We start from the raw sequence: 22738 nt of genomic DNA, 5'->3' as shown, positions 1-22738 counted from the left end.
GCCGGCCTCAGGTGACGACAATGGGATCAACCGTCCAGCGTTCGGTCATGTCCTCGGTGGCGATGCGCTCCTGGAGCAGCACGATGCCCTCCAGCAGTGCCTCGGGGCGGGGCGGGCAACCGGGCACGTACACGTCGACCGGGATGATCTGGTCGACGCCCTTGGTCACCGAGTAGCTGTCCCAGTAGGGACCGCCGCAGTTCGCGCACGAGCCCATGGAGATCACGTACTTGGGCTCCGGCATCTGCTCGTAGAGGCGTCGCACGGCCGGAGCCATCTTGTCGGTCACCGTGCCGGAGATCACCACCAGGTCGGCCTGGCGCGGGCTGGCCGGGAACGGGATCACGCCGAGGCGCATGACGTCGTAGCGGGGCGAGGCGAACGCAGCGCCCATCTCGATGGCGCAGCACGCCAGACCCCACTGGTACACCCACAGCGAGTACTTGCGGCTGATGTTGAGCAGCTTGGTGAGCGGCTTCGGCAGTTTGCCGCTCTCGACCAGACCCATCTCCTACACCCCCCGCCCGCTCAGATCCACCGCAGCAGGCGCTTGCGCCAGGCGTAGAACAGCCCGAGGGCCAGGATGAAGATGAATATGGCCATCTCGACCAGGCCGAAGACGTCGTAGACCTCGAGGCGGGTGGCCCATGGGAAGATGAAGACGGCCTCCACGTCGAACAGCACGAACATCAGGGCGAACACGTAGTACCGGATGTTGGACTGGCTCCACATGTCGCCGTACGGGTCGACGCCTGACTCGTAGGTGATCCGCTTCTGTGGCGTCTCGCGCTCGGGGCGCAGCAGGCTCCCGAGGCCCAGGAAGGCCGAGACCAGCAGCACCGCGAGGCCGCCGAACACCACCACCACCAGCCAGCTGCGAAGGAAGTCGGACACGGGCGGAGAACCTAACGAGTCGAGCGAACCGGCGACGACTGACGGGTTGTCCGGCCGGGCGTCCCGGGCAGGCTATCGGACGGTCGGACGTTCACGAAGGCCGTACCGGTGCGTCCGTATGCGCTCCGCCAAACCACCCGTCAGCCACCCACCAGCACCGGAACGGCATCGGCGGCGATGTCCAGCAGGAGGCCCGGAGCGACCCCGACCACCAGCACGCCCAGGCAGGCGACCCCGACGACGACCCTGGCACCGGTGGGCACCTCGGAGCGGTCGATGGAGTCGGCTCCGGGGTCCTCGAGGTACATGGCGACGAGGATGCGCAGGTATACGAAGGCCGCCACCGCGGCTGCCGCCATCGCCACTATGGCCAACCAGTAGGTACGCCCCTCGACCGCTGCGGCCAGCACGCCCAGCTTGGCCACGAAGCCTCCGGTGAACGGCACCCCGGCCTGGCCCAGGAGTAGCAAGGTGAAGGCCCCGGCCAGCACCGGCTGGCGGCGGGCCAGGCCCCTGTAGGCGTCCAGGCCGTGGTCGGCGTCGCCCCGACCGCCCACCGTGGTGACCACTGCGAAGCTGCCCGTGGCCAGGAGGGTGTAGACGACGAGGTACACGTAGACCGCTGCGGTTCCCCGGTCGCTGGCCGCCTGCACCCCTAGCAGGATGAAGCCGGCGTGGGCGATCGAGGAGTAGGCCAGCATCCGCTTGACGTCGGTCTGCAGCACCGCCACCCAGGCACCGACGACCACGCTGGCTGCGGCCAGCGCCGCGACGGCCGGACGCCAGTCCGAGGCGTGCGTGCCCAGGGTGACGACCAGCACCCGCAGCATCGCGGCGAATGCGGCCGTCTTCACGCCGGCCGCCATCCAGGCGACCACGGGGCTGGGTGCCCCCTGGTAGACGTCGGGGGTCCAGGCGTGGAAGGGCACGGCGGCCACCTTGAAGGCCAGGCCCACCAGCAGCAGGGCGATGCCGGCCAGCAGCATCCCGTCCTCGACCAGGGTTGTCGACGCCAGGTGGACGCTGATGCGGGCCAGGCGCGTGGAGCCGGTGGCGCCGTAGACCAGGGCCACGCCGTACAGGAAGAACGCCGAGGCGAAGGCACCCAGCACGAAGTACTTCAGCGCCGCCTCCTGGGACTCGATGCGCCGCAGGTGCAGGGCAGCCAGCACGTATACGGCGATGGAGAGGATCTCCAGGCCGAGGAAGAGCACGATCAGGTCGTCGGCCGATGCCATGACCACGCCGCCGGCCGCCGACAGCAGCAGGAGCACGTAGAGCTCGACGCCGGGGAGGTCCTCGCGCCGTAGGTACGGGCGGGCCAGCAGGGCGGTGGCCACCACGGCCACAGCGAGGGTGGCGGTGACCAGCACCGTGGAACCATCGACGGCGACCATTCCCCCCAGGAACGAACGCGGACCGTCGGCCTGCACGCTCGCCCACATCGGAACGGTGGCAACCAGCACGGCCAGGCCTGTGACCACGGTCCAGGCCTGGGGCAGGGCCTCTGGAAGGCGACGGAACAGCGACGCCAGGGTGAGCAGCAGGAACCCGCCGACGGACAGGATCAGGAGGGGCAGGAGAGCCCACCAGAGGACCTCGGGGGTGGCCATGGCCGGCATCAGTGGTCGTCTCCGACGCCATCGGAATCGTGGCCAACTCCGGCATCGGCATCGTGGCCTTCACCGCTGTCCACCGCGATGTCGGCACCGAACCGGCTGGTCGACTCGTGGAACCCGTCGACATGGGCCTCGACGTGGGCGACGAGGGCATCGACCGCCGGTTCCATCCTCTCGATGACCGGCTTCGGGTAGATACCCATGGCCACGATCAGCGCCAGCAGCGGGGCCATCACAAGGCCTTCCCGGAGGTTGAGGTCCCGCATCTCGGCGTTACCGCCATCGGCAGGACCGTGGAACACCCGCTGGTAGGCCCAGAGCAGGTACAGGGCTGCCAGGATCACGCCACCCGTAGCCGCCACGGCCAACCAACGGTGGGCGTTGAAGGTGCCCACCAGCACCAGGAACTCCCCGACGAAGCCGTTCAGGCCGGGTAGGCCGATCGAGGACAGCATGACCACGGTGAACATCGCCGCCATGACCGGAGCCGCCTTCTGGAGGCCGCCCAGCTCGTCGATCCGGCGGGTGTGACGCCGCTCGTAGATCATCCCGACGAGCAGGAACAGGGCGGCGGTGGAGACGCCGTGGTTCACCATCTGGAGCAGGCCGCCCTCGATTCCCTCGGTGTTCAGGGCGAAGGTGCCCAGCACGATGAAGCCGAGGTGGGCCACCGACGAGTAGGCGACGAGGCGCTTCAGGTCGCGCTGCATCGTGGCCACCACCGCTCCGTAGATGATCCCCACCAGGCCGAGGGTCAGGAACACCGGAGCGAAGTGGTGCGAGGCCTCCGGGAAGAGATACAGCCCGAACCTCAGGAACCCGTAGGTGCCCAGCTTGAGGAGCACCCCGGCCAGGATCACCGAGCCGGCCGTAGAGGCCTCGGTGTGGGCGTCCGGGAGCCAGGTGTGCAGCGGGAAGATCGGCACCTTCACCGCGAACGCCAGGGCGAAGGACAGGAACACCCAACGGGCCGTCGCGGTGCCCAGGCTCTGGGCCTCGGCCAGCTCCACCAGGTCGAAGGTCAGCCCGCCGCCGGTGGCATCGGCGTGGAGGAACGCCAGGGCCAGGATGCCGACCAGCATCAGGGCCGAGCCGGCCATCGTGAAGAGGAAGAACTTGGTCGCCGCGTACGCCCGGTTGGCGTGGCCCCACCGTCCGATCAGGAAGTACATCGGTACGAGGACGACCTCGAAGCAGAGGAAGAAGAGCATCAGGTCCAGGGCGCAGAACACGCCCATGACACCGGCCTCCAACAGGAGCATCCATGCGAAGTAGGCCCGGTCGTCGTGCCCCGGATCGACGGCCAGCAGGGCAATCGGGAACAGCACGCCGGTCAGCGCCACCAGGAACAGGGAGATCCCGTCCACGGCCAGCAGCCACTGCACGCCCAGGTCGGCTATCCAGGTCTGGCGGAACACGAACTGCATGTCGGCCCCGCGGCCGACGTCGAAGGCGACCAGCAGCCAGGCCGACATGCCAGCCACCACCATCGAGGTGGCCACGGCCACCAACTTCAGCAGCTCGGGCCGCCTGCGGGGCAGGACTGCGACCAGCAGGGCGCCCACCGCCGGCACCAGGACAAGGGCCGGGAGGACGGCGAACGTGTCGCCGCCGGCAGAAGCGAGCACGGGCATCAGAAGGACGTCCTGGACAGGAACCAGACGACCAGGCCCACCGCTCCCACTCCGATGCCCGCTGCGTAGGTGCGGACCAGGCCGTTGTGGAACCGCCGCAGCAGGCCCGCCTCTGACCTCACCATCGTGGCCACGCCGTTCACGGCACCGTCGACCACAGATGAGTCGAAGTTGGCGGTGGCCTCGAAGCCGACCCGGCCGGGTCCACCCATGAAGTCCGCCACACGGCGGTCGAGGCGCCAGGCCTCGGCCAGGATGGGCCGCTCGAAGACCCTGTAGTCGACCCGGCGCTTCAGGTAGGCGAGGACGGCCACCAGGATGCCGACGGCGCCACCTGCGACCGCCACCACCGCCAGCACCCAGAGGGTGCCACCCTGCAGCGACAGGTGGACCTCGTTGCCGAACAGGGTGGGCTCCAGCCAGTGCTCCAGCCGCCTGGTGGAGGCAGCGAAGGGCAGTTGGACCAGGCCGCCCAGCACCGACAGGGCGGCCAGCACCACAAGTGGCAGGACCATGGTCCAGGGCGATTCGTGCGGGTGGTGGTCGGCCCGGCTGGAAACGGCCTCGGGCAACCCGTCGACCACCGGTCCGACGTCGGGTGCGCCTTCCAGGGCGATGGCCTCCACCTCGGGACGCGCCCCGGCGGCGGCCAGGATCCCGTCCCGCGCGGCGACGGCCTGCTCGTGGACGTCGCGTGCGGCAACCACTGCCTCGAGCGCCGTCAGGTCGTCCCCCCGCGCTTCGGCGTCCGCCGTGGCGGCATCGACGGCGGCGGACGCGGCGGCCACCGCTGCATCGGCGGCGGCCGTGGCAGAGGCCCATGCAGCCTCCACCTCGTCCGGTCGGGGGTCGGCGTACCGCCGTCGACCGAAGAAGGTGAGGATGACCAGCCGGGTCATGTAGAAGGCGGTCAGCACGGCGGTGACCAGGCCTACCAGCCAGAGCAGGGGGTTCTCATTCCAGGCGAAGGCCAGGATCTCGTCCTTGGACCAGAAGCCGGCGAACGGCGGTACGCCGGCGATGGCCAGCCAGCCGATCACGAACGTCCCGGCGGTGATCGGCATCAACCGGCGGAGGCCGCCGTAGTGGGCCATGTCCTGGTCCCCGTCCATCCCGTGGATAACCGAACCGGAGCCCAGGAACAGCAGGGCCTTGAAGAATGCGTGGGTGACCATGTGGAACACAGCCGCCACGTACGCACCGCAGCCGACGGCCAGGAACATGTACCCGAGTTGGCTGATCGTCGAGTAGGCCAGCACCTTCTTGATGTCCCGCTGGGCTACCGCGATGGTCGCCGCGAACAGGGCCGTGCCAGCACCCGTCCAGGCGATGAGCATCGGGACCCAGTGGGCGGCGTCCGCGATGATCGGGTTCACCCGGGTCAGCAGGTAGATCCCCGAGGTGACCATGGTGGCTGCGTGGATGAGGGCCGAGACCGGGGTCGGGCCAGCCATCGCATCGGGCAGCCATAGGTAGAGCGGGAACTGGGCCGACTTGCCGATCGCCCCGACGAACAGCATCACCGCAATGAACGTGGCCGTCGAGGTGGCCACCGTGCCGGTCGCGGTGGTGTCCAGGACATCCACGTAGGCGATCGACCCGAACGTGGAGAAGGTCATGAATATGGCGACCATGAAGCCCCAGTCGCCGATCCGGTTGGTTATGAAGGCCTTCTTGCCCGCCGAGGCGTTGGCCTCGTCTGTGAACCAGAACGAGATGAGCAGGTAGGAGCAGGCGCCCACGCCCTCCCAGCCCAGGAAGGTGATGAGCAGGTTGTCGCCCAACACCAGCATCAGCATGGCGAAGGCGAACAGGTTCAGGTAGGCGAAGAACCGCCGGAAGCCGCCGTCACCGTGCATGTAGCCGATCGAGTAGAGGTGGATCAGGGCTCCCACCCCGGTGATGAACAGGCACATGGTGAGCGACAACGGATCGGCCAGGAACCCGACGTCGACGGTGAGGTCACCGGCCGGCACCCACTCGAACAGGGTCGTGACAGACCGGCGGTCGTGGCCATCGCGACCGGACATCTCTAGGAACACGCCGACGGTCGCCAGGAACGATCCGGCCATGGCGCCGGTGGCCAGCCAGCCGGCTCCTGGCTCGCCGAGGCGACGACCACCGAACGTCAGGATCAGGAACCCGGCCAGCGGGAACGCCGGGATGAGCCACACGAGGTCGACCATCGCCCTAGCCCCGCAACACCGAGAGGTCGTCCGCCGTGGCTCCCTGGCGCCGGCGCATGATCGCGACGATCACGGCCAGGCCGACCACCACCTCGGAAGCAGCCACCACGAGCACGAAGAACACGGACAGCTGGCCGCCCAGGTCTCCGAGGTCGGAACCCAGGCTGACGAAGGTCAGGTTGACGGCGTTGAGCATCAACTCGACGCACATGATCATGATCAGCGGGTTGCGTCGGACAAGAAGACCCACGGCACCCATCGAGAAGAGGACCGCTGCCAGAGCCAGGTACCAGGAGGTGGTTACCACCATCAGGTGTCCGCTCCCCCGTCGGCCCCGTCGGGTACGCCATCAATGTCCCGGGGTCCGTCATCCGGGGGGTCGTCGTCCGGGGGTCCGTCGTCTGCGTGGTCGTCGACCACCGAGGCCACGACGACCACGGGCAGTGGCGCCAGCGGGCCGTGGACCCTACGCGCCAGCACCACGGCGCCGACCACGGCCACCGTCAGCAGGATGGCCGTCAACTCCACGGCGAAGACGTGGTCGGTGAACAGTGCCTCGCCAAGGCGACGGGTGTTGTCGCCGGCATCGCCCAGCGGGGCGTTGGCGCCCCGGGCACCGGTGGGTCCGTCGACGGAGACCAGCAGTGCAGTCAGGAGCAGCCCCAGGAGGGACGCCCCGACCACCGCGGCGACCGGCCGCTGCCCGACGATCGGCTCCACGCCGAGGTCCTCGGCCCGGTCCACGCCCAGCAGCATGATCACGAACAGGAAGAGGATGACCACGGCGCCGGCGTAGACGATGATCTGGACGGCAGCCAGGAAGGTGGCGTCCTGGAGCACGAAGAGCACGGCGACGCCGAACAGGGTCTGGACGAGAAACAGGGCTGCGTGGACCGGGTTGCGGGCCACCAGCACGCCACCGGCGCCGCACAGGACGATGGCGGCGCTGATCAGGAAGACGGCGGCGTCCATCAGGCGGACTCCCCATCGGTCGCGTCGCCGTCCCCGGACTGACCAACCTCGGGTGGCCGGACGCCGTAGCCCAGCTCGCCTGACCACGCCACCCGCCCCGAGTAGGTGGCGTCGCCACTGGACGAGGTTGCCCGCATCCAGGCCGACGTCATCTCGTCCTCACCGTCACGCCAGTCCTCCCACGGGAGACGCTGCGGGCGGCCGGTCTCGGCATCGACCAGCAACTCCGCCCTGGTGTAGATGGCGTCCGACCGGTTGGTGAAGGAGAACTCGAACAGCTTGGACTCGGTGATGGCCTCGGTCGGGCAGGCCTCCACGCACAGGTCGCAGTGGATGCAGCGCAGGTAGTTGATCTCGTAGACGAAGCCGTAGCGCTCGCCGGGTGAGACCGGTGCGTCGTCCGGGTTGTCGGCCCCCCGGACGTAGATGCAGCTGGCAGGGCACACGCCGGCGCACAACTCGCAGCCGATGCACTTCTCCATGCCGTCCTCGTACCGGTTCAGCACGTGGCGACCGTGGAGTCGGGCCGGCTTGGCCCGCTTCTGGCGCGGGTACGACGTGGTGACCCGCTTCTCGAACAGCTTGTGGAACGTCACGGCGAAGCCGCGGAAGTACCCCATCAGACCTCCGCCTCCTCGTCGGCGAACTCGGCCAGGCGGTCGGACCGGGCCTTCTCGATTGCGCCGGTCAACAGGGCCGCGGCACAGGCCAGCACCGCCACGCCGACCAGCACGACCGGAAGGACCGGCCAGCCCAGGTCGTCGGCCACGTTCATGGTGGCGATCAGCAGGAACCAGCCGAGGGCAACCGGGATGAGGACCTTCCAGCCCAGGTCCATGAGTTGGTCGTAGCGGAAGCGGGGCAGCGTGGCCCGTAGCCACACGAAGCAGAAGAGGAAGGCGAACACTTTCAGGCTGAACCAGAACACCGGCCACACCCAGCCCAGGGTGTCGGTCAGGACCGGGCCCGCCGGCCCGCCCAGGAAGAGGGTCACGGCTATTGCCGACATGGTGATCACGTTCATGAACTCGGCCAGGAAGAACAGGGAGAACCGCAGCGAGCTGTACTCGGTGTGGAAGCCACCGACCAGCTCCTGTTCGGCCTCGACCAGGTCGAACGGCGGACGGTTCAACTCCGCGGTCCCTGCTATCAGGAACACCAGGAAGGGCACCACCCCGGTTGCCAGCACGTTCCAACTGCCGGAGACCTGGCGGGCCACGATCTCGTGCGTGGACAGTGAACCCGAGGTCAGGAAGACCGTCGCGATGGCCAATCCGAGGGCCGCCTCGTAGCTGATCATCTGGGCCGAGGCCCGGACCGATCCCAGCAGCGGATACTTGGATCCGGAGGACCAGCCGGCCAGCATCACGCCGTAGACGGCGACGGACGACAGGGCGAGGAAGAACAGGACGCCGACAGGCGGATCGGCCACCTGGAGGTAGGTACGCTCGCCGAACCAGGTGACCGTGCCGTCGCCGGTGAAGTCGCCTCCGATGGGCACGATGGCGAACACCAGGAACGCCGGAACCAGCGACAGGTACGGCGCCAGCTTGAACACCACCCGGTCGGCCCTGTCAGGGACCAGGTCCTCCTTGAAGAATAGCTTGATGCCGTCGGCCAGCGTCTGGAGGATGCCGAACGGGCCGGCCACCGCCGGACCGATCCGGTTATGCATATCGGCCAACAGCTTGCGCTCGAACCAGACCATGAGCATCACCGATATGAGCAGCAGGGTGAAGGCCACCACCACCTTGACCAGCACGATGCAGACGATGCCGAACCCGATCGCGCCGTCCAGCAGGGGGTCGGCGGCCAGGACCAGCGGGACCGGGAGCGTCACGGGGTTCACCGCCCGACCACCCGCACGTCGGTGACCGGGGACCCGGCGTCGACCAGACCGGACACGTCGATTCCCGACTGGTTCACGAAGAGGTGCACCGCTCCGGGGGCAACGCCGGGATCGGCGACGACTGGAATCCGGAGAGTTCCCTTCGGGCCGACGATGTCGACCTCCTGGCCGTCGACGACGCCGCAGTGGGCCATGTCGGTGGGCCCCAGCGCGGCCCTGGTACCCGGGGCCAGGCCGGAGAGCGAAGGGCTGTGGGCGACCAGCACGCCGGTGTCGTACATCGCGCGGGTGGCAACCAGGCGCAGTGCAGAGGGCCCGCGGGTCGGAACGGCGGTGACCACCGGTCGGACCAGGTCAAGGCCACCGGTCACCAGGACGCCCTCGGTGGAGCCGGCTGCCAGGACCTCGGAGGAGATGTGGGCGTGGACGGCCGAAACGCCGGCCAACTCAGCCCACACGTCGTCGACCGACGTGATGCCGAGGTCCACACCGAGGCGGTCGGCCAGGTCCACGGCGATCATCCAGTCAGGGCGCGACGTCCCGGGCGAGGTGACCTTCCGGACCACCCGGCTCACACGACCCTCCAGGTTGGTGAATGTGCCATCGACCTCGGTGGGTCCGGCGGCCGGCAGCACCACGTCGGCCCGGGCCACGGTCGCCGTAGCGAAGAGGTCGACGGCCACCACCGTGCCGGCGCCGTCCAGCGCCCTGCGGGCCAGGTCGCTGTCCGGGACGTCGGCCAGCACGTCGGCGCCCAGTAGGACCAGCACGTCGACCTCGCCGTCGGCCGCGGCCTGCAGGGTCGCCAGGGTGTCGCGCCCCCGGTCGGCGGGAACGCCGGGCCAGGCATGCACGAACCGGTCAGCGGCAGCCAGCGTGGCCCGGCCCGGGAGCAGACCCGGGGCCAGGCCCATGTCCATGGCACCATGCACGTTGCCCCTCCGCAGCAGCGAGAGGAAGCGGGCGTCCGGCAGGTGGTCGTGGAGGGCCAGGGCGGCGTCGACCACCGGCCCCGCGGCCTCGGCCAGCGAAGGACGACCCAGCAGCACGGTCACAGGACCGGTCGCGGCTGTCAGCATCGCCCCGGCGGTGGCGAGCGCCTCGGCCGACTTGCCGCCCCGAGCGGACGGGGATCCCGTGCCGAACATGGCCGCCACGACGTCGGCGGCCCCGCCGGGTAGCACCCGCAGCGAGTGGGCGGCGTGGTCCGTCAGCCCGGTGCGGCGGGGGGTGAGCTCTATCAGAGTGGCGTCGTCGTGGACCACGGCGTGGCGCAGGCGCAGGTAGAGGGCGCCGAGCTCCTCTTTGGGATCCGGCCCGAGCAGGACGATGGTGCCACCGGGGGTGCAGGCTCGGTCGATGGTGGTGCGGGGCAGTCCGAGGATCACGTCGGCGGGCAGGCCATCGCCCAACTGGGCGTCCACGTGGTCGGTCCCCAGCACGCCCTTGGCCAGCTTGGCCCAGGCGTACTGGGACTCGTTCGTGAACCGGGCGCCACCCACCACGGCGATCCGGTCTGCAGGCGCAGCACCCAGGGCATCGGCGGCGAGGGTGAGGGCCTCGCTCCACGTTGCGGCCACCAGGTCCCTGCCGTCACGGCTCCGGTTGCCGAGGGCATCGCCCCGGAGCAGGGGCGTGGAGAGGCGGTCCTCGTGGTCGTAGGCCTCGAAGACGAACCGTTCCTTGTCGGACAGCCAGCCCCAGTTGACGGCATCGGCATCCACGCCCTGGAACCGCAGGACCCGGTCGCGCGACGACTGCACGGAGATCCGGCTGCCGACGCTGTCCAGGGTGCTGGTCGACTCCACCTCCTCGAGGTCCCACGGGCGGGCCTTGAACCGGTAGGGCACCGCCGTGAGGGCACCGACCGGACAGACCTGGACTGTGTTGCCACTGAAGTACGACGAGAAGGGCATCTCGGGGAACGTGTTGACCTGGGTCTGGCCCCCCCTGGACATGAAATGGATCAGCTGGTCGCCTGCCACCTCGTCGGCGAACCGTGTGCAACGGTCGCACAGGATGCACCGTTCCCTGTCCAGGTAGACGTTGTCGTTCACCCGAATGGGCTTCTCGAAGTGGCGCTTCTCCTCGACGAACCGGCTCTCGCCGGGACCGAACGCCATGGTCTGGTCCTGGAGTGGGCACTCGCCGCCCTTGTCGCAGACCGGGCAGTCCAACGGGTGGTTGATGAGCAGGAACTCCAGCACGCCGTCCTGGGCCTTGCGGGTCCGCTCCGATTCGGTGTCGACGACCATGCCGGGCGAGCACTCCAGCATGCACGACGCCTGGAGCGCTGGACCCCGGCCGGTGTCGACGTCGACCAGGCACATGCGGCACATACCCACGGGCCTCATCCGGGTGTGGTGACAGAAGCGCGGTATGTAGGTGCCGGCGCGCTCGCACGCGTCTATGAGAAGTTCCCCCGGGTGGGCGATGATCGTCTCGCCGTCGACCATGATCGACACCTGGTCCCCGTTCGACTGCGGGCTCACGCCTCCGCCCCCCCGCCGTTGGCCGGCGCGGCGGCAACAGGGATGCCGTCGCCCCTGGTGATCCTGGCCTCAAACTCGTGGCGGAACCTCCGGATCGTCGAGACGATCGGCGCCACCGACGAAGGGCCCAGCGGGCAGATGGTGGTCTGCTGGGGCGGGAACGGCACGGCCGCCAGGCCCTCGGCGTCGTACGCCGCCACCGGGTACGGCCCGGGGCTGATGTTGTCGCCCACGTCCAGCAGCAGGTCGATGTCCGACGGGCGGCCGTGGCCGTCCAGGATCCGCTGGAGGATCTTCTCCTCCCAGCCCGTGCCCTCGCGGCACGGCGAGCACTTGCCACAGGACTCCCTGGCGAAGAACCGGACGAGGCGGTGGCAAGCCTTCACGGCGTCGGTGCTGTCGTCCATGACGATGATGGCTCCCGAGCCCAGCATCGATCCGGCGGCACTGATCTCGGTCGCCTCCAGCGCCACGTCCAGGTGCTCCTGGAAGAACCACGGGGCGGAACCGCCACCGGGGATGAACATCTTGAGCTCGTGGCCCTCGCGGATGCCCTGGCAGTAGTCGTCGCCATAGAAGAGGTCGCGGAACGTGGTGACACCCTGTTCCACCTCGTAGACGCCCGGCCGATTCACGTGGCCCGACACGGCGAACATCCGGGTCCCCGGAGAGGTCTCGGACCCGTGCCGGCGATAGGCCGCGGCACCGTGCTCGAGGATCCACGGCAGGTTGGCCAGCGTCTCGACGTTGTTGACGATGGTCGGCATTCCGTACAGGCCGATCGCCGCCGGGAAGTAGGGCGGCTTCAGGCGGGGCATTCCCCGGTTGCCCTCGAGGCTCTCGATGAGGGCCGTCTCCTCGCCGACGATGTAGGCGCCTGCCCCCCAGTGCAGGACGATGTCCACCGAGAAGTCGGTTCCCAGGATGTCGCGGCCCACGTAGCCGGCGGCATAGGCGGCGTTCAGGGCGATGGCGATCCTCTCCTGTGCCAGGGCCATCTCGCCACGCACGTACAGGAAGCACTGCGACAGGCCGAGCGCGTAGCAGGCGATCAGGCAGCCCTCGATGAGCTGGTGGGGGTCGCGTTCCATGAGGAGCCGGTCCTTGTAGGTGCCGGGCTCGCTCTCGTCGCCGTTGACCACCAGGTACCGCGGCCAGACGCCCTCGGGACAGAACCCCCACTTGACGCCGGCCGGGAAGCCGGCGCCACCACGACCCAGCAGGGTGGCGTCGCGGACCTCGCCATGAACCTCTGGGGGTCGCATGTCCAGCGCGGCCCTCAGCCCGACGTAGCCGCCAGTGGCCTCGAAACGAGCGAGGGTGTGGGAGTCCTCGAAGCCGAAGCGCGAGGTGACCAGCTTCGGCCCGCCGTAGTCGACGTAGCCCGCGGCGTGGGTGACGTAGGAGGACCCCATCGTCACCCCTCCCCGGCCCGGTCGGCGGCCAACCATGCCGGGGGGCCGGTCACCTGCTCGGGAGGCGTCGTACCCGCCCGTCGGTCGTCCGGTATGTGCTGGCGGACCCGCCCGAGGATGCCGTGCTCCGGCAGTTCCCCGTCATCGCCGGCAGCACCCCGACCGATGGGGCTGCGGCCGGCCCTGATGTCGGCCACCACCTCGTCGAAGGTCTCGGTCGTGGCCCGGTGGAAATACCGGTAGTTCACGGTGAAGCACGGTGCCTCCGTGCAAGCAGCCACGCACTCCACGTCCTCCACGGTGAAGAGGCCGTCATCGCTGGTCCCACCGGCCCTCACGCCGAGGCTGGCCTCGGCGTGGTGGAGCAGCTCCTCGCCGCCCAGGAGCTGGCAGGACACGTTGGTGCAGACGTTGACGACGTACTTCCCCACCGCGTGGAACTTGAACATCTCGTAGAAGCTGGCCGTACCGAGCACCTCGGCAGGCGTGGTCCCGGTCAGCTCCGCTATCTGGACCATCGCCGCCGGGGTGACCCACCCCTCCTGCTCCTGGGCCAGGTGGAGCAGCGGAATGGCAGCCGACCGGGGACGCGGGTAGCGGGCGATGACCTCACGGGCCAGCCGCTCGTTGCCGGGGTCGAAGAACGTCACCGGTCGACCTCGCCCATGATTGGATCCACCGAGGAGATGACGGCCACGCCGTCGGCGATCAGGCCACCCTCCATCAGGTGGGGAAGGGTCTGGAGGTTCACGAAGCTGGGGCCGCGTATGTGCATGCGGTAGGGCTTGGGGCCACCGTCCGACACCAGGTAGCAGCCCAGCTCGCCCCGCGGCGACTCCACGGCGGCATACGTCTCGCCCTCGGGTACGTGGAAGCCCTCGGTGAAGATCTTGAAGTGGTGGATGAGGGCCTCCATCGACTCGTCGATGCGGGCCCGGGGCGGCGGGGTGACCTTCTTGTCCTGCACCCGGTAGTCCCCGGCGGGCATGAGGTCCAGAATCTGCTCGACGATCCGCAGCGATTCCCGGATCTCGTTGAGGCGGATGGCGTAGCGGTCGAAGGAGTCGCCGTGGGTCCCCACGATGACGTCGAAGTCGACCTCCTCGTAGGCCAGGTAGGGCTGGTCGCGTCGCAGGTCCCAGGCGTAGCCGGTGGACCGCAGGATGGGTCCGGTGGCCGACAGGGCCAGGGCCTCGGCCGGGGTCAGCACACCTACGCCCTGCAGGCGGCCCCGGAAGATGGGCTGGCCGGTCAGCAGCGTGTCGTACTCGTCGAGGCGGGGCGGGATCAGCTCCAGCAGGCGCTCCACGTCGGCCTGCCAACCGTCCGGGAGATCGGCGGCCACGCCACCCGGTCGGATGTAGTTGTGGTTCATCCGAAGGCCGGTCACGTTCTCGAAGAAGCGCAGCACCTCCTCGCGTTCCCGCCAGCCGTAGATCATCATGGACACGGCGCCCAGGTCCATGCCGTTGGTGGCCTGGAACAGCAGGTGGGAGGAGACACGGTTCAACTCGCACATGAGCATCCGGATCCAGGTGGCCCTGGGCGGCACCTCGAGGTCCAGGAGCTGTTCGACGGCCATGCAGAAGGCCAGCTCCGAGAAGAGCGGCGCCGCGTAGTCCATGCGGGTGACGTTGGTGGGTCCCTGGAGGTAGGTGAGGTCCTCGGCCGTCTTCTCCATGCCTGTGTGGAGGTAGCCGATGACCGGCTTGGACCGCAGGATCGTCTCGCCCTCCATCTCCAGCATGAGCCGGAGCACCCCGTGCGTGGACGGGTGAGCGGGACCCATGTTGAGGATCATCCGCTGGTCGGCGACGTCACCGGTCGGCGGATCGTCGGGATCGCCGACCAGCACGGCTGCCTCGGCCTCGCTCAGGCGGAGCACGGCGCTGCTGTCGTCGCGGCGGTGCACGCGCTCGGCCGAGCCGAGGTTCCCGCCCCCGTCATCCGCCGGTCCGTCGTCGACGGCGTCGGTCGCCTGCTTGGCCATGTCCCTCATCGTGCGGGCGGGGCTTCCCTGAACTGGACCGGGATCCGACCGATGGCCACGTCACGACGCAGGGGATGGCCCTCCCAGTCCTCTGGCATGAGGATCCTCGTGGGGTCGGGGTGGCCGCTGAAGGCCACGCCGACCAGGTCCCACGCCTCGCGTTCCATGGCCTCGGTCCCAGGGAACAGATCGAACAGCGAAGGCACGACGGGATCGGACTCTGGCACCTGGGTCCGCAGCCGTACCCGTTCTCCGGTGGCGTGCGAGATGAGCATGGCAACCACCTCGAACCGTTCGGGCTCCACGCTCTCGGGGAGGTCGGTACGGCCCGGGTGGGCCGAATAGTCCACGGCGGTCACGTCGATGGCCATGACGTAGCCGTCGTCGCGACAGGCGGCCACCGTCTCCAGCCAGCGGTCGACCGGCGGGTGCAGGACGGTCTGGCCGAATGCCTCGGTCACCGGAACCCCCCAGGCGGTCGGACCGACCGGTGTCACGGCGACGTCCTCCGTACCGACGGTGTCGGCCACGTCCGCTCCGGCCATGGTCGGGCCGCTCATCGGGCGTCCAGCTCCACCGGCTGGTCGGTCGGAGCGCCCTTTTCGCCCACCGCTATCGCCGCGCCCCCGTCAAAGGCCTGACGGCGGCGGGTCAGCTCACCGTTCTGGATGTTGTCGTGCAGGGTCAGGATCGCGTGCATCAACGTCTCCGGGCCGGGCGGACAGCCGGGCGCGTAGACGTCCACCGGCACTACCTGGTCGACACCCTGCACGATGGCGTAGTTGTTGAACATGCCGCCGGTGGATGCGCAGACGCCCATGGAGATGACCCACTTGGGCTCCATCATCTGGTCGTAGATCTGGCGCAGGATCGGAGCCATCTTCTGGGAGACCCGGCCAGCGACGATCATCAGGTCGGCCTGGCGGGGCGAGGCACGGAAGACCTCCATGCCGTAGCGGGCGAGGTCGTAGTGGGCCGCTCCGGTCGCCATCATCTCGAGGGCGCAGCAGGCCAGGCCGAACGTGGCCGGCCAGCAACTGCGGGCCCGCGACCACTTCACCAGGTCCTCGATCCGGGCCGTCACGAAGTTGTGCTCCAACCCTTCGAGGCCGTCGCTCATGACGTGTGAGACGTCACCGATCACCGGGACACGGACCATCAGGCTGCCTCTCCCCTGCTGCCGCCCACCCGACGACCCTCCAGGCCCACCTCACGTACGCCAACTCGACGGATCGTGCTGCTGGCGGTCCGGTTGGCCGACACGGCGTCGCCGGTGCGGAGCCGCCTCACCGGGCCCCATTCGAGCGCACCGTTGCCGATCAGGTACACGAATGACTCGAAGACCGCTGCCGAGAAGATCAGCACGGCGACCAGCCCGTAGAGGCCGATGCCCCGGTGGGCGATGGCCCACGGGTAGAAGAAGATGATCTCGATATCGAAGACGATGAAGATCATCGCGACGAGAAAGAAGCGCACGGGGAAGCGCTCGGGCGTCTCCCGGCCGGGAATGATCCCGCACTCGTAGGGGGCGGCCTTGCGGTCGTTGGGACTCCGTGGCGCCAGCAGGCGCGACACCACGAAGCTGACAGCAGCGAAGAGGACGGTGAGGAACAGCAGGAGGACGATGGGTAGGTACTGGCCGAGCACGTCAGGTACCCCGAACTTCGCAGGCAACCAGGGATTCAGTCACCGGATCAGGCCCTCGCGGTCTCGAACTCCTCACGCCGTGCCATCAACTCCTTGTCACGCACGTGGAGCCAGTAGCAGAGAGCGAGGAAGATCAGGAACGAGCCGATCGTCACCAGCGCCGGACGGAGCCGCACCCAGCCGAGGTCCCGGATCATGACCACCGACACCACCGGCTCGTCGGGGTCCACGACCGGGCGTGGGGGTGCCACGCCCGCCGCCACCTCCTGGTGGAGCACGGCCTGCAACTGCACGACCGTGTACCGCGTGGGATGGGTGATCCTGACCGAGCTGCTGATCCAGTGGGTGATCCGATCGAGGCGGTTCGGATCGTCCTTTAGGGCCGGCTTGCCACCCGTGGTGTAAGCGTCGAGCAACTTGTAATCGGCCGGACTGGCGAAGCCCAGGTCGGGATGGGCCAGCACGTCAGCCGACGCCTGGGCCTGGGCGTCTCCGGATTCGGTGGTCGCCAGCAGGCGCCACGGTCCGAGGGCCCGGAGACCCGCCGCGTCGGTCACGCCGCGGGCGACGGCGGCCAACTCGGACCGGGTGATGGTCTCGTTGCGAATCTGGCGATCAGCCCGTAGCTCGGCCAACGCGTCGGCGCCGAGGTCGGGGTTCTCGGCGGCGGTAGGCAACGTGTCGAAGTTGGCGACGGCCACCACGTCACCGGAGGACACCACCAGCTCATAGGCACTCGGCATCTCGTCGGGGTTTGGCAGCAGTCGGGCCAACTCGAGGCCGCTGGCCCCCAGGTCGCCGACGTTGATGTCCATCGTCTTCCAGGTGGGGTCATCGCCCTTCCAGCCCGAGCCGTACATCCACCAGGCGCTCCCCAGGATGGCCATCCAACCCATGAGGGCCGCCGCGGACATCAGCGTGGCCAGTCGGATCCCGGAGTTGGTGACGTTGACCAGCCAGACCGAGCCGAGGAGGACGGCGAAGCCGGTGGCCACGACCAGGATGCCCCGGATCTCGGGGTCCCAGGCCAACCCGGCCAGGGTGACCAGGGTGCCCATCAGAGGCTCCTCTCGTACGCCACGATGGCGACGATCTGTTCAGGGGTGAGGATCCGGCTCCATACCACGGTTCCGATCACGTCCAGCTCGTCGGTGCGCCCTCCGAAGCCCGGCATGCCTCCCGTGCCGGAGCGGGAGTTGCCAAAGCCGCTGCCGATCTCCGAACCACTCCCCACGAAGCCCTCGTGGCCTCTGGACGTCGGGAAGTGCGTCTCGATGCCCCGGAGGCTCGGGCCCACGTGGCCCGCTCCCGGCTGGTAGCCGGTGAGGACGCCGGCCTCGGCCAGACGGGGCCACTCGGCCATCAGCTCGGCCGTGGCCTCGTCGCCGGAGGCTCCGTACGAGAATCCCGGGGTGTGGCAGCGGGCGCAGGAGTTGGCGCCCTGCGCCGCCGGGTTGTTGAAGAGGAGTCCGCCGTAGGTCCGGTAGTCGGCGCTGGCGGGATCGGCGGCGCCGGCCAGCCAGGCATCGATCGCAGCGTCCACCTCGGCGCTGTCGGTCAGCCCGGGGTCGTTCGCCCTGACGATGCCCCTGGCACCGGCTCGCAGGCCGCTGAGCACCTCGTCCGCCACCTCGTCGGGGCTGAGCTGGATGGAGCGGAGGTACACGATGAGCTGGTGGATCTGCTGCTCCGTCAACGGTCCACCACCGGGCAGGCCCCATGCCGGCATCGGCGTACCGGGGCGGCCGTAGTCGAGGATTTTCCCCACCTCGGACTCGTCGAAGCGGCTCAGCACGGTGGTCAGAGCCGGCGCCTTCCACTCCACCTGGGCGACGAAGCCACCGTCGGCATCCGTGATCGTGTACGACGCCACGCCTCCCACGCCACCAGGGCCGTGGCAGCCGACGCAGGCCTCCTCGAAGTTCTTCGCCCCGCGCTTCTCGAAGCGCTTCACCCAGTCGTAGGCGGCGTTGTCCTGGCGGGCGGGCTCCATCAGCCAGTAGAGCGGAAGGATCAGCGAGACGATGGTCAGGGTCACCAGCGACCAGGCCAGGTTCCGGTCCAGGAAGCTGGTCTCCAACTCGTCGTCGTCGGCGTGGGCGATGCGATTGGGTGCCAGTTCAATCTCGGAACCCACCTCCCGCTTCCCGATGCGGAAGCTGAACAGGATGTAGGTACCCATGCCCACCAGGACTATGGACGCGATGACCCAGCCCACGGTCCGTTGGGTGCTTGCGAGGATGAGAGCGGTCATCGGGTTCTCGGGGTTCTCCTGGCCACGGGCCTGCTAGTGGTCGGCGGCCTGGCCGATGCAGTTCGGACCCTCGGCCTCCTGGCCGGTGGTGTTCGTACCGATCGGCGGACCCTGGATGATGGTCCCGGTGTCCACGGTCAGCACGCCGTCGGTGACCGACATGGCGAAGCGGTCCATCCCCCGGGGGGCCGGGCCACCACGCTTCTCGCCGACCTGGTTGTACTTCGAGCCGTGGCACGGGCATTCGAACCACTGCGAGGACACGCAGTTCGGAACCCGGCAGCCGAGGTGGGGACACTTCTGGTAGAGGGCGACGATGCCCGAGTCGAAGCCGCCCTCGACCCCCGCCGTCATGCCGGCCAGTTCGGGTGCTGAGTACATGGCCCGGGCCTTCTCAACCGACCCGTTCGGGTAGGCGGTGAGCCACATGCGGCCTTCGGGCTTGTAGAGGAAGCCGTTGTTCGACTCGATGTCGGCCAGCAACTCGACGAGGTTGCCGACCTTGAGCTTGGCGCCGAATCCGCTGACCCCCTGGGGCCAGAGGAAGGCGATGCTGGCCCCGCCGAAGCCCGAGAGGCCGAAGCCCATCATGCCGACGAGGCTGCGATTGAAGAACTGGCGGCGGCTGACGCCCACGGCCACCGGGTCGGGGGCGACGAACGGCTCCGGAGGTGCCGACGGTACGGGCACCACGGCGGTGCCGGCCCGGGCGGTCACCGCGGCCGCCTCGACCTCACGGCCGGTCTGGACCGTGGCGGCTCCGTCGGAGAGTGCCGGGTTGGCGGCGTCGCGTCGACGGGCCTCGCGCGACAGGCCGGCCGCGCTGCGATCACGCCGCTTCGAGGCGCCGACCAGCACGACCACGGAGAGGACGATCAGGAGGATGACCGCGATCACGATGCCCACGGGTCAGCTCCTGTGGTCCATCGGGAAGGCGCGTCGGGTACGGAGGTCCATGGCGATCACAGTTCGAAGAAGAGGCCGGCATTCCACGGGAAGACGAAGTTGAAGCCGGGACCCCGGAAGAAGGACCCGATCATGACCAGCACCGACCAGAACATGAGGTGGATGGTCATCAACGAGATGGCGAACTTGCGGTCCTCAGGACGCCTCGATGGGTTCTTGTCGATGTAGGGCGCCAGGATCAGCAGGAACAGCCCGATGCCGGGGATGGTCACCCCGGCCACCATCGGGTGGAACATGGTGAGCAGCTCCTGGAGGCCCAGGAAGTACCACGGCGCCTTGGAGGGGTTCGGCGTCTTGTTGAAGTCGGCCAGCTCCAGCAGCGGGGCGTTCACGAATATCGCGAACAGCAACGTGAACAGCGTGACGGCCAGAGCCGCAAGGAACTCGACCAGCAGGAGGTGGGGCCACACGTGGACCTTGTCGACCGGGGTGGCCCTGGTGTCCTGGATGGAGCCCGACTTGACCACGGTCAGCAGGCGCTGGTTGTGGCCGTCCGGGCCGCTGCTGCCGGCCGGGGCCGCCAGGCCGCCAGCCGCCGGTACCAGTGTGCCGGCCGTGGGCACCGGCTGGTCTGCGGCCGCGGTGCCGCGATCCAGGAGGTGGCTGGGGATCTTGTCGTCGCCCGACGGAACGGTGCCGGCCGGAGCGTCGGGCGCCGGTGAGTCGTCGTCCGGCGTAGTGCCGCCCGCGGCGGCCTGCGCCTTGGCCTTGGCGGCCTCGGCCCGCTTCCTGAGGTGTTCCGGAATCTCGGTCATGCGTCCGCCCTCGGCCTACAACGGCCCGGAGATGCCACCGTCCTTGCGGACCCGCCAGAAGTGGATAGCCAGGAAGATGACAAGCACGAATGGGAGCATCAGGACGTGGAGGGTGTACCAGCGGAGCAGGGTGTCGGTGCCGATCTCGACGCCTCCGAGCAGGACGAACCGGACCTGTTCACCAAACACCGGTGTGAAGCCCATCATGTTCGTTCCCACCGTCACCGCCCAGAGGGCCAGCTGGTCCCAGGGGAGGAGGTAGCCGGTGAACGACAACAGCAGGGTGAACTGCAGCAGCATCACGCCGATTACCCAGTTGAACTCACGGGGCGGCTTGTAGGCCCCGTGGTAGAAGACCCGTGCCATGTGCAGGAAGACGGACAGCACCATGAGGTGGGCCGCCCACCTGTGCATGTTCCTGACCAGCAGGCCGAATCCGACGGCGGTCTGCAGGGTCTGGATGTCATTCCAGGCCTGCGCGGCGGTCGGCCGGTAGAAGAACATCAGGAAGATGCCGGTGACCGTGAGGTGTATGAACAGGAAGAAGCTCAGACCACCCAGGCAGAGGGTGTAGCTGACCTTCACCGCGTGGCGCTTCACCTTCACCGGATGGAGGTGGTACAGCACGCTGTTCATGATCACGTACGACCGGTTCCGGGGGCTGTCGCTGTAGCCCTTCCTGAAGATCGAACCCGGCCGGAATATCGAGCTCCAGGCCTGGGAGGCCTGGACCTGTTCCGACATCTGGCTCAGACCACCCGACTTCTTGTCGTCAGCCACGGCGTTCGTTCTCCTGTGAGGCCATCGTTCCTGCGTTCATCGTCCCGCCTAGCCCAACCGCATCCCGTAGCCGTAGCCGTGGGTGTTGGTCCGCTGGTGTGCGTCGCCGTCAGCCGGCGGATCGCTGCACTTCCCGAGGATTATCACGCCCGTGGGACACCGGTCGACGCACAGGGCGCACCGGGTGCAGACGTCGTCGTCGATGGTGAAGATGACGTGGTCGCTGGGGTCGGTGCCGGGCTGCTCGGTACCGATCGACTCGGCCACGGCAGCCGGGGAGACCATGTGGATGCACTTCCACGGGCATATGTCGACGCAGCCCTCGCACATGATGCACTCGGCCTGGTCGATGTGGATGAACTGCTTGACCCGGTTGTTGGCCGCCATCCAGTCGGCGTCGACCTCGCGGAGCACGTAGTCGTCGACGAACGTCGGATGTTCCGGGTTGGCGTCGGTGATGCTCACGAGCCGACCCCTTCGGTGACCAGCGGACGCCCGTACTCCGACGTGGGCCTGGGAGCGTTCTGCTCCTGGCCGCGGTTCTGCCACTGCCGCCACATGACGACGTTGCCGCCCAGGACGACGCCGTAGATGCCGACGGCTACCAGGTCGCGGATGACCTGGTAGGTCATGGTGAACGGAAGGCCCCACTCGACGATGCCCCGGTCACCGGTCCAGGGGAGCTGCGGGCCCATCAGGAAGCGGTCGCGTCGCCAGTTCAGCTCGCTGTCCGCCCAGGTCAGCCACTGGTGGGGCACCACGCCGTAGCCCCACCAGAAGATGAAGAACACGTAGCCGGCGAAGAGCATCGCCTCGCCCCACGTGAACGCCTTGTCCACTGGGGTGCGCTTGCGGTACCAGTCGGCACCACCGACGAGGAGCACCATGACGAGGAGTGAGGTCACGAACGCAACCATCGATCCCTGCCCTCCTCGGTGGCTTCAGTGGACTTCGTGAAACGGTGCACAAAGTGTACGTGCACCATGCTAACGACTTGATCATCGTCATGCTGGCCCGATCTGGAGACCCGAATGGACGGTCCTGGTGGCGATCCCGGTGCAGGTGTCTACCAGGGCGCTGGCAGAACCAAACGCCTGCGTACGAGCCCGATCGCCCCCCTTGGGAACCGCTCCCGGGAAGGCGTTGTCACGGCTGGCCATCTGGTCCGACGGGCGCCCGCCGACCTTCAGTGCCCGCTAGCCTGCCGGTGTCCTAGACCGGACAGCCGTAGGTCCGAGGGTCCCGTCGCCACAGCCTACGGACCCGCCTGACTCCTCCGGAGCCC

22 protein-coding genes and 1 pseudogene are annotated in these 22738 nt (G+C 68.5%); all 23 read right to left on the bottom strand.

Features of this window, described 5'->3' with window-relative positions:
- Positions 1 to 7: 7 nt before the first annotated feature.
- Positions 8 to 451 (bottom strand): annotated as a pseudogene (locus tag MK177_00430) (NADH-quinone oxidoreductase subunit B).
- 77 nt (positions 452 to 528) lie between these two features.
- Positions 529 to 894: an NADH-quinone oxidoreductase subunit A gene (gene ndhC, locus MK177_00425; GenBank protein ID MCH2425785.1), complete on the bottom strand. Its 366-nt coding sequence runs from the start codon at positions 892 to 894 to the stop codon at positions 529 to 531.
- Between the two features lie 140 nt (positions 895 to 1034).
- On the bottom strand, positions 1035 to 2507 hold the full coding sequence (locus MK177_00420) for an NADH-quinone oxidoreductase subunit N (protein ID MCH2425784.1): 1473 nt from the start codon (positions 2505 to 2507) through the stop codon (positions 1035 to 1037).
- An 8-nt stretch (positions 2508 to 2515) separates the two neighbouring features.
- Positions 2516 to 4147, bottom strand: a complete 1632-nt coding sequence (locus MK177_00415) for an NADH-quinone oxidoreductase subunit M (GenBank protein MCH2425783.1) — start codon at positions 4145 to 4147, stop codon at positions 2516 to 2518.
- Positions 4147 to 6333: an NADH-quinone oxidoreductase subunit L gene (gene nuoL / locus MK177_00410; protein ID MCH2425782.1), complete on the bottom strand. Its 2187-nt coding sequence runs from the start codon at positions 6331 to 6333 to the stop codon at positions 4147 to 4149. Before nuoL ends, MK177_00415 begins: the two co-directional genes overlap by 1 nt.
- Before the next feature lie 4 nt (positions 6334 to 6337).
- Positions 6338 to 6643 carry an NADH-quinone oxidoreductase subunit NuoK gene (gene nuoK, locus MK177_00405; GenBank protein ID MCH2425781.1) on the bottom strand — a complete coding sequence of 102 codons (306 nt, stop codon included), beginning with the start codon at positions 6641 to 6643 and terminating at the stop codon, positions 6338 to 6340.
- The gene (locus MK177_00400; protein MCH2425780.1) at positions 6643 to 7305 is read right to left on the bottom strand and encodes an NADH-quinone oxidoreductase subunit J; all 663 of its coding nucleotides are present in this window, start codon (positions 7303 to 7305) and stop codon (positions 6643 to 6645) included. The genes nuoK and MK177_00400 overlap by 1 nt, the downstream gene beginning before the upstream one ends.
- A complete protein-coding gene (gene nuoI / locus MK177_00395; protein MCH2425779.1) occupies positions 7305 to 7925 on the bottom strand; it encodes an NADH-quinone oxidoreductase subunit NuoI in 621 nt (206 codons plus the stop codon). Before nuoI ends, MK177_00400 begins: the two co-directional genes overlap by 1 nt.
- Positions 7925 to 9145: an NADH-quinone oxidoreductase subunit NuoH gene (nuoH, locus tag MK177_00390; GenBank protein MCH2425778.1), complete on the bottom strand. Its 1221-nt coding sequence runs from the start codon at positions 9143 to 9145 to the stop codon at positions 7925 to 7927. Before nuoH ends, nuoI begins: the two co-directional genes overlap by 1 nt.
- A 5-nt stretch (positions 9146 to 9150) precedes the next feature.
- The gene (nuoG, locus tag MK177_00385; protein ID MCH2425777.1) at positions 9151 to 11646 is read right to left on the bottom strand and encodes an NADH-quinone oxidoreductase subunit NuoG; all 2496 of its coding nucleotides are present in this window, start codon (positions 11644 to 11646) and stop codon (positions 9151 to 9153) included.
- Positions 11643 to 13061 carry an NADH-quinone oxidoreductase subunit NuoF gene (gene nuoF, locus MK177_00380; protein MCH2425776.1) on the bottom strand — a complete coding sequence of 473 codons (1419 nt, stop codon included), beginning with the start codon at positions 13059 to 13061 and terminating at the stop codon, positions 11643 to 11645. Before nuoF ends, nuoG begins: the two co-directional genes overlap by 4 nt.
- 2 nt (positions 13062 to 13063) lie before the next feature.
- A complete protein-coding gene (locus MK177_00375) occupies positions 13064 to 13711 on the bottom strand; it encodes an NAD(P)H-dependent oxidoreductase subunit E (protein ID MCH2425775.1) in 648 nt (215 codons plus the stop codon).
- The gene (locus MK177_00370) at positions 13708 to 15051 is read right to left on the bottom strand and encodes an NADH-quinone oxidoreductase subunit D (GenBank protein MCH2425774.1); all 1344 of its coding nucleotides are present in this window, start codon (positions 15049 to 15051) and stop codon (positions 13708 to 13710) included. The genes MK177_00375 and MK177_00370 overlap by 4 nt, the downstream gene beginning before the upstream one ends.
- Before the next feature lie 5 nt (positions 15052 to 15056).
- Positions 15057 to 15611, bottom strand: coding sequence for an NADH-quinone oxidoreductase subunit C (locus MK177_00365; GenBank protein ID MCH2425773.1), 555 nt, complete (start codon positions 15609 to 15611; stop codon positions 15057 to 15059).
- A complete protein-coding gene (locus tag MK177_00360; GenBank protein ID MCH2425772.1) occupies positions 15608 to 16171 on the bottom strand; it encodes an NADH-quinone oxidoreductase subunit B in 564 nt (187 codons plus the stop codon). The genes MK177_00365 and MK177_00360 overlap by 4 nt, the downstream gene beginning before the upstream one ends.
- A gap of 38 nt (positions 16172 to 16209) precedes the next feature.
- The gene (locus MK177_00355; protein MCH2425771.1) at positions 16210 to 16725 is read right to left on the bottom strand and encodes an NADH-quinone oxidoreductase subunit A; all 516 of its coding nucleotides are present in this window, start codon (positions 16723 to 16725) and stop codon (positions 16210 to 16212) included.
- A 20-nt stretch (positions 16726 to 16745) separates the two neighbouring features.
- On the bottom strand, positions 16746 to 17756 hold the full coding sequence (locus tag MK177_00350) for a hypothetical protein (protein ID MCH2425770.1): 1011 nt from the start codon (positions 17754 to 17756) through the stop codon (positions 16746 to 16748).
- On the bottom strand, positions 17756 to 18952 hold the full coding sequence (locus tag MK177_00345; protein MCH2425769.1) for a c-type cytochrome: 1197 nt from the start codon (positions 18950 to 18952) through the stop codon (positions 17756 to 17758). Before MK177_00345 ends, MK177_00350 begins: the two co-directional genes overlap by 1 nt.
- Before the next feature lie 33 nt (positions 18953 to 18985).
- Positions 18986 to 19858 carry a Rieske 2Fe-2S domain-containing protein gene (locus tag MK177_00340; protein ID MCH2425768.1) on the bottom strand — a complete coding sequence of 291 codons (873 nt, stop codon included), beginning with the start codon at positions 19856 to 19858 and terminating at the stop codon, positions 18986 to 18988.
- A 56-nt stretch (positions 19859 to 19914) separates the two neighbouring features.
- Positions 19915 to 20673: a menaquinol-cytochrome c reductase cytochrome b subunit gene (locus MK177_00335; protein MCH2425767.1), complete on the bottom strand. Its 759-nt coding sequence runs from the start codon at positions 20671 to 20673 to the stop codon at positions 19915 to 19917.
- A gap of 15 nt (positions 20674 to 20688) precedes the next feature.
- Complete coding sequence (locus MK177_00330) at positions 20689 to 21453, bottom strand: cytochrome b N-terminal domain-containing protein (protein ID MCH2425766.1); 765 nt, start codon at positions 21451 to 21453, stop codon at positions 20689 to 20691.
- A gap of 48 nt (positions 21454 to 21501) precedes the next feature.
- On the bottom strand, positions 21502 to 21918 hold the full coding sequence (locus MK177_00325; protein ID MCH2425765.1) for a 4Fe-4S binding protein: 417 nt from the start codon (positions 21916 to 21918) through the stop codon (positions 21502 to 21504).
- Positions 21915 to 22358, bottom strand: coding sequence for a hypothetical protein (locus tag MK177_00320; protein ID MCH2425764.1), 444 nt, complete (start codon positions 22356 to 22358; stop codon positions 21915 to 21917). The genes MK177_00325 and MK177_00320 overlap by 4 nt, the downstream gene beginning before the upstream one ends.
- Positions 22359 to 22738 lie beyond the last annotated feature (380 nt).

The sequence above is a fragment of the Acidimicrobiales bacterium genome, assembly GCA_022452145.1.
Classification (GTDB): Bacteria; Actinomycetota; Acidimicrobiia; order Acidimicrobiales; family MedAcidi-G1; genus UBA9410.
The sequence above is the reverse complement of the archived record's forward strand: the minus strand, read 5'-3'. Positions and strand labels throughout refer to the sequence as shown.